This is a genomic window from Fortiea sp. LEGE XX443, assembly GCF_015206815.1.
In the GTDB taxonomy this organism is placed as follows: domain Bacteria; phylum Cyanobacteriota; class Cyanobacteriia; order Cyanobacteriales; family Nostocaceae; genus Nostoc_B.
Genome location: NZ_JADEXZ010000122.1, coordinates 1 through 9,843 on the forward strand (window position 1 = coordinate 1; position 9,843 = coordinate 9,843).

12 protein-coding genes are annotated in these 9,843 nt (G+C 40.6%); 3 read left to right on the forward strand and 9 right to left on the reverse strand.

Annotation, left to right across the window (positions count from 1 at the left end; translation table 11 throughout):
* On the forward strand, positions 1-187 hold a 187-nt coding region (locus IQ259_RS27400; protein ID WP_228014793.1), incomplete at its 5' end, for a hypothetical protein.
* 90 nt (positions 188-277) lie between these two features.
* On the opposite strand, the gene IQ259_RS25975 is transcribed toward IQ259_RS27400, so the two are convergent.
* From IQ259_RS25975 to IQ259_RS25995, 5 genes are all read right to left on the reverse strand, one after another.
* Positions 278-577 carry a hypothetical protein gene (locus IQ259_RS25975; RefSeq protein WP_193888872.1) on the reverse strand — a complete coding sequence of 100 codons (300 nt, stop codon included), beginning with the start codon at positions 575-577 and terminating at the stop codon, positions 278-280.
* Between the two features lie 509 nt (positions 578-1,086).
* Complete coding sequence (locus IQ259_RS25980; RefSeq protein ID WP_193888873.1) at positions 1,087-1,245, reverse strand: hypothetical protein; 159 nt, start codon at positions 1,243-1,245, stop codon at positions 1,087-1,089.
* A 3-nt stretch (positions 1,246-1,248) separates the two neighbouring features.
* Positions 1,249-2,046, reverse strand: coding sequence for an Rpn family recombination-promoting nuclease/putative transposase (locus tag IQ259_RS25985; RefSeq protein WP_193888874.1), 798 nt, complete (start codon positions 2,044-2,046; stop codon positions 1,249-1,251).
* A gap of 118 nt (positions 2,047-2,164) precedes the next feature.
* Entirely contained in the window at positions 2,165-2,587 is a 423-nt protein-coding gene (locus IQ259_RS25990; protein WP_228014794.1) for a DUF29 domain-containing protein, read from the reverse strand.
* Between the two features lie 144 nt (positions 2,588-2,731).
* On the reverse strand, positions 2,732-4,456 hold the full coding sequence (locus IQ259_RS25995; RefSeq protein WP_193888875.1) for a diflavin flavoprotein: 1,725 nt from the start codon (positions 4,454-4,456) through the stop codon (positions 2,732-2,734).
* A 110-nt stretch (positions 4,457-4,566) separates the two neighbouring features.
* On the opposite strand from IQ259_RS25995, the gene IQ259_RS26000 reads away from it, so the two are divergent.
* A complete protein-coding gene (locus IQ259_RS26000) occupies positions 4,567-5,385 on the forward strand; it encodes a pantothenate kinase (protein ID WP_193888876.1) in 819 nt (272 codons plus the stop codon).
* A 16-nt stretch (positions 5,386-5,401) separates the two neighbouring features.
* On the opposite strand, the gene IQ259_RS26005 is transcribed toward IQ259_RS26000, so the two are convergent.
* Positions 5,402-6,217, reverse strand: coding sequence for an alpha/beta fold hydrolase (locus tag IQ259_RS26005; RefSeq protein ID WP_193888877.1), 816 nt, complete (start codon positions 6,215-6,217; stop codon positions 5,402-5,404).
* A gap of 87 nt (positions 6,218-6,304) precedes the next feature.
* On the reverse strand, positions 6,305-6,799 hold the full coding sequence (locus IQ259_RS26010) for an NUDIX hydrolase (protein ID WP_193888880.1): 495 nt from the start codon (positions 6,797-6,799) through the stop codon (positions 6,305-6,307).
* Between the two features lie 662 nt (positions 6,800-7,461).
* Between IQ259_RS26010 and IQ259_RS26015 the strand changes: the two genes are divergently transcribed.
* Positions 7,462-7,626: a hypothetical protein gene (locus IQ259_RS26015; RefSeq protein WP_009457656.1), complete on the forward strand. Its 165-nt coding sequence runs from the start codon at positions 7,462-7,464 to the stop codon at positions 7,624-7,626.
* A 343-nt stretch (positions 7,627-7,969) separates the two neighbouring features.
* Here the strand turns inward: IQ259_RS26015 and argH are convergent, their stop codons facing one another.
* Complete coding sequence (gene argH, locus IQ259_RS26020) at positions 7,970-9,364, reverse strand: argininosuccinate lyase (RefSeq protein WP_193888878.1); 1,395 nt, start codon at positions 9,362-9,364, stop codon at positions 7,970-7,972.
* 62 nt (positions 9,365-9,426) lie between these two features.
* On the reverse strand, positions 9,427-9,633 hold the full coding sequence (locus IQ259_RS26025) for a hypothetical protein (protein WP_193888879.1): 207 nt from the start codon (positions 9,631-9,633) through the stop codon (positions 9,427-9,429).
* Between the last annotated feature and the right edge of the window lie 210 nt (positions 9,634-9,843).

Sequence of the window (9,843 nt, forward strand, 5' to 3'; positions counted from 1 at the left end):
GTTGAGTGCAGACATTTATCTTGCATATATTTGGGAGGAAAGAGCAGTTGCCGACGGCAACTGCTCTTTCCCCCTTCAGAATGATTATCATTTTTATGGCTTGTATATCTTATTCTCTGGAAGTCCCTTAAACGGCTTGGATATGGGTTTCGTAACTTTAGCAATTTTCGACTACGCAATTTATTAAATTGGCACTTTAGTATTAATTCTCTATAAAAGCGCCGCAAAAAACCGAATTTTCACGCCTAGCTCAAAGCTGAATATATAAAGGTTTGAGCTAGGCAATGCGGCATTGCTTGTGACCTTCTGCATAAAAGTCTACCGACGTAAACAATGGGCGAGACGAAGACATATCGCCACTCCTTTCAATCAGCCAGTCAGTAATAGCTGCTACAGTGACTTTTGGCAGATTCATCGTCACCTGTACTTGGTTGCCCTTACCCAAAATTGATAGCGTCCCCTTAGAGCCGTCAAAATGTCTCAAGTCCAAAGTGCTGAACTCATTTCTCGTCAAAGCATTGCCCCACAACAGCAGCAACAAAGCGTAGTCCCTACCCACCAAGTCGAGCGGTCGCATTCTTTAATAACGCTCAAAAATTCTTGTTCATACCAATTCACGAAAATCTTGATACAAATTAATGGTTTTTAATTCTTTCCCTCTGCTCCCTACCCTTTGCCCCCCTGCGACCTACTTGTATCAAACTTAAAGTGAAACGGTATCAGTGACACCGCTAGTATCGCGGTAGGGCTGCACAGGAATACTGTCAACATCCACAGCATAGTTGCATACACCCAGCTTTCGCCCGTAGGCAATCAGAGACTTAATTGCAGCCAGTCGGCGGTTAACCGTGTTGGGAGATAGCCCAGCTTCTGCAAGTATGGCTCTGTACTTAGTTGCTACCAGCGTACGTAGCTTTGTGACCGTCCAGGTGTAAAAACTTCAGGTGTTACATAAATGCGGGATGATTTTCTGATATTTATCTCTCAAAACCTGTTCTTCTCTACGAGACGCTGCGCGTTGGCGGAAGCCTCTCGTAGAGAATGCGTACTTTGCGTACTTTGCGGTTCATTATTTCATCCCTAAATTCAGCAACGCCGAGAATAGCAGTTTCCAATACCAACAACATTATCCAGCACTGGGGCGATCGCTCTTAGAGCGTGTTTATTCAATTGTACTGAACAAATCTTCATGCCTAAATTCAGGTAAGATAAAATGCGATCGCCCTGACTCATAAAAAGCATCATATCTTATCTATATTTCTCAACAGATTCTACGTCAACATTGAGTTGTTGAGCAATCTGTTCTACACTCATCCCGGTTTTTAGTAACAGGGGGACAGTAACTTTCAATATTTCAGCTTCCCGTTCTTCTCGACCTTCTTCTCGACCTTCAGCTTTTGCTTCCTGATAAACCCTTGTTTCTTCTAAAGTTAGTCCCAGCATAGCTTCCACTTCTTCTCTACTCAAAGACGAAAACTTGTAAACAGCGATCGTGGTAATAATATCTATGATCTCGTTTTTCGGCAGTGCGCCAGTTGACTCTAATTGTACCCGTTTAATTAATAGACGCGCTTGCTCTGCCATAACTTTTTTTGAAGCGACGGTCAACTGCATTAAATTAATACCTATTGGCAGAGTATTGAAATTCCCTAACTCATCTAAATAAATACACTGCACTTGGTCGCTGTTTAAAAACATTCGATGAGTTTTTGTATCGCTCGGTTCTAAACTGCGTGAAGGAAAAATTACTACACAATACCAGTCATCGTATTGAGACTGATTCCGGTACAAATACGTCAGCGACTCAGTGAAAAAGCGATGATAGAGAGCTTCATCTTTCTGAAATTGAACTTCTGCAAAAAAGATAACTCTGGGTGTTGCGTCTTCTGGTGGTAAAAAGACCCCATCAATACGAAAGGCAGTTTCTTTCACCTCAACTGACTCAAATCGATAGTTTTGCGCCTGTGCGGGGCGGTTATCAACGAGTTCAAATATTAATGTCGGAAATCGCTTGAAAATTTGGTAATAAATGGAGTCACGTTTCACTAAAAATATAGAAATAAGTGGATTATTCAGGATTAATTTTATCAGTCTCTATCTGCATACCCAACAATAAAGCGATCGCTCTCAAATTAAGGTATAAAATCCTCATCAAGAATCTGAGCTACAGAAAAAGTGAGTCTTGTGGGAATAGTTCTGAGGTAAGTTGATACTTTCTGATAGTATCATTTCTAGCATCTGTATAACAATCTATAAATATGTCATTTAAAACAGATTTTAAACTGGGACTATCTTCTAAAAAGTAAATTATTTGCCGTCTTTGCTCAACAATTGTATTACGCCAACCTCTGGCATTGCACTCTTTTTCTTCTGTCCAGTATTGCAACTTTAATAAATGTTCAATCAAGATTATGAGACGAGTTTTAAGTTCTCTCTTTTCACTCCGTCCCATACTATGAATTTCTTCAATTAAATGCTCTATATCTAATTTTTCTAGTTCACCTGCCTGCAAAACTTCAACTGTAGATTGTATCCATAAGTAAAAATCTTGTTCATATAATGTTTTGTTAGTCTCAGAGGTCAGCATAAACATTTCTCCTGACTTAACAGAATATTGATTACATTATATAGTGAATAACTATCAGCTATTTCATGCCAAAAACATCCCCGACTTCTTAAAGAAGTCGAGGATCTAAGCTTATTAATTTTTATAAGTCGAATTCACGTTTTTTTAGTAATGATTTCCCACCTTCCGATGATGTACAGCTGTCAGTGCATCTGGTTTAGAAACTCGTCCGCCGTTGACGGTGCTGTATACTGCCCAATGATCACCACAGTCCATACGGCTTTGAACTTCGCACTCCATGTATGCCAAAGCGTCGGCGAGGATGGGTGTACCGTCTTCAGCTGGCTGGGTTTTGATACCTGCAAAACGGTCTGCACCAGGGGCGAACCGTTTCAGAAAGTGGCGCATGAGTGTTTGATAATTGCCTTCTTCTAAGACGTTTAACACGAAGCGATCGCCTACTTGCATTAATGATTCAATTGCCCGATATTTGGCGACTGCGATGGAGAAGCCCAAGGGTTTGAAGCTGGCTTGACTCACCCAAGAAGCTAACATGGCGCTGGATACATCACCTTTTTTGGCTGTGATAATATATAGTCCGCCGCTTAGTCTACCGAGGGCTTTATCTAAGTCTGCACCCAGGGATTTCATGGCTTTGATACTGCGATCGCGTGTTACCCATTGCCCTAAGTCTGTGCCGGCTTCTTCACACTGCTTGTAAGTTATTTCACTGGGGGTTTCGCTAAGTTGAATTACTGGGAATGCTACGTGCAGTCCTAAAGCCCGGAATTTGTTCAACAGGGGGTAAGTTGGTTCATCATTACCACCACCAGTCTCAAATATACCGATCGCTTGTTTTTCTTTGGCAGAGCCTAAAACTGTGCTGAGTGCGGCTTGGGCTGTGGCATCATTAGCAATGGGAGGTACACCAATTACTAGTCCAGAACAGCGCCCAACTAGTTCGCGTAATTCTTGTAAATCTGTGGCTGAACCCAAATCTACTATTTCTACAGCTACGTCAGTTTTGCTGATACCGTTAATCACAGCTTGGGCGAGGCGATCGCTATAACCATATTCAGAAACGTAAAATACACCAACGGTAGTTTCTGGTTTAGCTTGGGTTTGACTCCATTTGCGGTAACGTTGGGTTAACTCCTCAACGTTGTGGTGAAGTAACGGCCCGTGACCTGTAGCAATCATTTTAATAGCAGGCAATTCTCCCATGCGCTTCAAGGCAGACAGCACAGACCGCGCATTTGGCCCCATCAGGCATTCATAATAGTATTTAAAATCTGCTTCGATAGTTTTTAAGTCTTCGTCAAAGGTTGCATCAGAGCAATAGTGCATTCCGAAAGCATCGCAGGTGAAGAGAATTTGATTTTTGTGGTCGAAGCTAAATATGGTATCAGGCCAGTGTAAATTCGGGGCAATCACAAATTCTATCTCATGACCGTTCCCTAAATCTAAGCGATCGCCATTTTTCACAATCCGCCGCTTAAATGGCTGATGTACAAAATCTTCCAGAAATTGAATTGCTACTTTTGAGGCGACGACTGTAATTTCTGGAGCCATCTGTAACAAATCTTTGACTAAGCCGCTGTGGTCTGGCTCGGTGTGGCTGATAATCAAATAATCAATATCTTTGGGATTTATCAGTCCTGTTAAAGTATCAAAATACAGTTTGCGGAATTTCTCGTGAGAGGTGTCAACTAAGGCTGTCTGCTCACCGCGAATTAGAAATGAGTTGTAGGTAGTACCGTTTTGTAAACCGAACTCAATATCAAAGCGATCGCGATCCCAATCTAGAGAGCGAATTGCCGTTGTCTCTTGGGCAATTTCCTCAGTCTGTATTGTCAGCCGTTTTTCAGTTTTTTCGGTGAGCGCTACCATAACTCCCCTCCTTAACACAATGAGTATTTATTCCTCTTGTTCTATTTTGGCACGGTTTTAATGTAAATTTTTATTAAAAAACCTATAGATACCTTAAAAAAATTAAAAGTGTGAAACCTTGGCTGGCTTTAGAGATAGGTAATTCCCGGCTACATTGGGCGCTGTTTGTAGGCGAAACCCTTAACTGTACGTGGAATACAGACTATCTACCTGATTTAGTTATACAGCAGTTAGGTAACTGTCAAACCTTAGATGATTTACCACCAGAGATTTTTCCTACTAGTCCCATAGAGGGACAAGAAGATCATACCCTTCCTGGGTTTTCTTCACCTCTTCCCCTTGTCATTGCTTCCGTGGTTCCGCAGCAAACTGCACTGTGGCAAACTTACCCTCATAACCGCATAATTACTTTAGATGATGTACCTCTGAAAAATACCTATCCCACATTAGGAATTGATCGGGCTTTGGCTTTGTGGGGTGCTGGGGTAAAGTGGGGATTTCCCATGCTAGTAATTGATGCAGGAACCGCACTGACTTTTACAGGTGCAGATATTCAACAGTGTTTAATTGGCGGTGCAATTTTGCCAGGATTGGGTTTACAATTTGCGAGTTTGGGTCAAAAAACAGGACAATTACCACAAATAGAAATAGGAAATATTAAGTCTCTTCCTGAACGTTTTGCACTCAACACACCAGAGGCTATTCAAAGTGGAGTAATTTACACTTTAATTGCTGGAATCAAAGATTTTATGACTGCATGGTGGGATTTATTGCCTGAGAGTAAAGTGGCGATTAAAGGAGGCGATCGCACTTTATTAATGAACTATATGCAAACTTTATACCCTGAAATTGCAGCCCGTTTGATTGTAGAACCAAATTTAATTTTTTGGGGAATGCAATCAATAATATCAATGAATAATATCAAATAATAGCCATAAATTTCTATTAGCTATTACCATGAATAAAATCTCGAATCTCTTCAGCCACAATTCCAGCACAAGATTCTGGTAAATCATTGCCAGCATGAACCACCAATTTAAAATCTACTTGCGAAATTAATTGTTTGTAAGTTTGGCTTTGAAACACAGCATCTAAAGTATCTTGTCCACCTTGCAAAATTAAAGCTGGAACTTGAATTAAATGCAATTTATCTTGTAGTAACTCTGCTTTAATTTCTGGTGTCTGCCTTTGAAATAATAACTGACAAGCTGTTGGATATTGCAGCAAATTTTGACGTTGCTGTAAATCTTGCTCAAATTTTTCGTGCCAGCCTAACACTTTAGTTAATGGTTTAATAAATTTTAAAATTTTAATAAATAGCTGTGGCATTTCTACTAATTTTCGTAAGTTATGCCAACGTTTTTCTTGTTGTTCTACTTCTACGCCCTCTGGCGCTAAAAGTACTAAACCCTCAACTTGTTCTGGATATTTTAAAGCGTAACTAGCTGCAATCCATCCCCCAAGAGAATGTCCCACTAAATACACTCTTTCTAGCCTCAAAGCTTGCAAAAGCTCCGCTACACATTCTACCTGTAAATCAACCGAATGATGAATTTTGGGCTGGTCAGACTCGCCAAAGCCTAATAAGTCTGGTGCAAAACAATGGAAATTTTGCGCTAATTTTTCTACTACGGATGACCATTGGCTGCTATCGTTCCAAGCACCATGTAATAAAACCACAGGAATACCTTGACCAGCCTCACTCCAAAATAACAGTCCTTGAGAGAGCTTTCTGCGGGAGTTACGTAATAGCGTATCCATCTTATATATAAAAATTACATCATAGCTGATTGTAGTTTTTATATTGGATTTTGCAATTAAATCCCCAAGCTAAAATCTAAAATATTGTTACGCCAGTGTCGTCAAACCGTTTAGGTAGTCTTGTAGCTGTCGGGAATGGTCATGGGACATTGGCCCAGTTGGTAAAGAACTAGGGGAGAAAGCTTGGATTTCCATAACTTCTAAAGCATCTTGAATTTCCATTTTCCCTTGTACTTCTGCTTCAACTACAACGCAAATCGAATGAATTCTGGGATCACGGTCTGGTGCAGAATAAACACCTACCAGACGTTTAATTTCTACTACTTCTAGTCCAGTTTCCTCAATCAACTCTCGGCGGACTGTACTGGGAATGTCTTCTCCCCAGTCCACCATCCCTCCTGGTAATGACCAAAGACCGTTATCTCGCCGCCGAATTAAGACAATTCGACCATCGGGTAATATGGGGATAACACTTGTACCAGTAATAGGATGACGGAAGATGATACCTAATACTGTTTGTCCATAGCGCCATAAACCGCGTGTAGACTGGATAACGGCTGCAAAAAAAGCCAGAACGTTCAAGCTGAAAATATCGGTGTGATGTTTTTTTGTTTCCTGCACTCACATTCACTCAACTAGCTAATTATTGAGATTTGTTTCACACAAAGATGCTTGTGCTTTAAGATTTTATTCTCTAGCTCAATTTTAGCATTTGGTTAAAATAAAATTTTTGTATTTATTATATACATGATTTCACCAAGCGATTCAGAAATCAATATTTCATTTACATCTCAATTAATAGAAATTTAAGTTATAAAAAACAGTTAATTTATATGTTTAAGGAAAGTTCAAATTTTTATAAAAAATGTCACTAACTTTTGAAGAGCGATCGCCAGCAAGTTCTACAGAAATACTTTTTTTAATATACAGCTAAAATTCTCACAATTTATGGTTATTAATGAATTTTTAACTGATATCTACAATTTTTATCTGTGTAGTCTAATTTTAGAATACTTTACCTTTTTACGATTATTTTAGTTTTTGAATTTTATTAAGTTAAGGAAATTATCTGAAATTTATATTGACATGATTAAACACAATGCGATATAATTATATGCTGTTCAAAGAATTATCTAGATTGTTAAACTAGGGGAAAATCATATCAACAGCATCAGCATTAGTAGCTGATAATGCCTAAGAGATGCCTAGTTTATCTTTTTTTGTTGTTTATTAATGAGGTGAACATGGCAAAGCGCCGTAACCCGAAAAAAGAAAAGGCGCTACGGAACCAGGCATACGCCAGAAAGTTTCGTAAACGGACTACAACGGGAAGAATGCAAAGAAGGTTCCAGCAAAGACCACCGAAGAGTGAGGAAGATGAGGGCGCAGCAGCAATTGATGCTGAATAAGCTGCCTGCTGAAATTCTTATTCCTTGAGTGATAATACTTTGAAGGGCGTACAATTTATTTGTACGTCCTTCTTTGCTTGAAGGAAATAAGCTAATAGTCATTCAAATTTTATCCCTGCGTCTATCCGTTTCCCTCATCACCGCGTCTTTGTGAGGTACAAGACTTACGCAAAGTTATGAAAAAATGTAGACCGAAGGGCTTGCCGTAGGCTACCGCATTCTCTACGAGAGGCTTCCGCCAACGCGCAGCGTCTCACCTTGGGAGAAGAACACGAAGCAAAGAGGGTTTTAGAGAGTTCTTGGGTAAGTCCTAAAGTAAAGACTATGCAACTTAAAGGCGGGATTAGCTTACTTCATCCTTGATTTGGGCGCGAGCCGCAAGAATAGCCTTGTTGACCTGGGCAAAACCTGTGCCACCATAACTGTTACGGGCAGATACAACTGTCCGAGGTGATATAGCCTCATAAATATCTGCGGCGAATGCAGGATGTATTTGTTGCCATTCATCTAATGTTAAGTCTTTCAGTAGTTTACCCGCAGCAATACTAGTTTTTACTACCTTGCCCACAAGATTATAGGCTTCGCGGAAGGGAACACCTCGTGCTGCTAGATAATCTGCTACATCGGTAGCATTGGAGAAGTCTTCAGCAACAGCTTCGTTCAAGCGCTGGCTACGAAATTCCAATCCTTCCCTTAGCAAAATTGTCATTGCTTCTAAACAAGCTTTGACTGTATTAACGCCATCAAATAAACCTTCTTTGTCTTCTTGCAAGTCTTTGTTATATGCCAAAGGTAAGCCTTTCATCATGACTAACATTGCCTGAAGATGACCAAAAACACGCCCAGTTTTACCGCGCACTAATTCTGGCACGTCGGGGTTTTTCTTTTGAGGCATAATGCTGGAACCAGTAGCACAGCTATCTTTGAGAGTGATAAAGCGAAATTCTTCCGATGCCCACAAAATAATTTCTTCAGAAAGACGGCTGAGGTGAACCATAATCAGACTAGCAGCAGATAAAAATTCGATCGCAAAGTCGCGATCGCTCACTCCATCCAAGCTGTTAGCATACACACTATCAAATTCTAATAACTGGGCTGTGTAGTGGCGATCAATGGGGAAAGTAGTTCCAGCCAAAGCACCACAACCTAGGGGTGAAATATTCACTCGGCGGTACACATCTGCTAAACGTTCCCAATCGCGCTGTGCCATTTCAAAGTATGCCAATAAGTGATGGGCTAAACTTAAGGGTTGGGCGCGTTGTAAATGAGTGTAGCCAGGAATAAGAGTTTCAATATTTTGTTCGGCTATATCTAGCAAAACAAGCTGAAATTCCCGCAATTGACGGCGTATTTGGTAGATTTGGTCGCGGAGATAGAGTCTGGTATCAGTACCAACTTGGTCGTTGCGCGATCGCGCCGTATGCAGCTTTTTACCAACATCACCGACAATTTCTGTCAGTCGTCGCTCCACCGCAAAATGTACATCTTCGGCATCTATCCCAGGTTGGAATTGTCTTTGGCGATATTCTTGGCGAATTTGTTCTAAACCTGTAACGAGTTGTTCGCCTTCCTCTTGGGAAATTATCCCCGTATGCGCCAACATTTTGGCATGAGCTTGAGAACCAGTGAGGTCGTATTCGATTAATTCAATATCAAAACTGATGCTGGCATTAAAACGAGCGATCGCAGGATGCAGTGCTGATTCAAATCGCTGGCTCCAAGTTTGTTGTTGCGTCATAAAAAAACGGGAATGGGGAGTAGGCAAATACTCTAATCCCTACAATTTATACCCCATTGATGTCAACCGTAGCTGGTAAGATTCCGAACGACATAACCAATCACCAAACCAATAAGCAAAGCCCAAATTTGCCCTGTCTGTACAAAGTGATTCCAAGTTCTTTGCATCTGACTGATAAGATTTGGGTCACGAATTTCTTGTGCTAGTAGTGTGACATTTGCAGGTAAATGCCAAAATAACTGAAATGTTAAATCGTTGAGGTAGTTCATCTAAGTCCCTGTGAAGTCCTTTATGTCATAACCTTTACTTGCAGGTGATGTCCAGTGTTTAGCTAATTTCATACGAGACTCTTAGAGGCTGTTTTAAAAGTCTAAGAGGTGGTAAAAAAACTCTCTCAGTATATGCTGTGAATAGATAATAGACAGCACTGAGAGAGCAACATGAGTAAAGCATACCCTAGCAATCTGACCCGCGCCCAA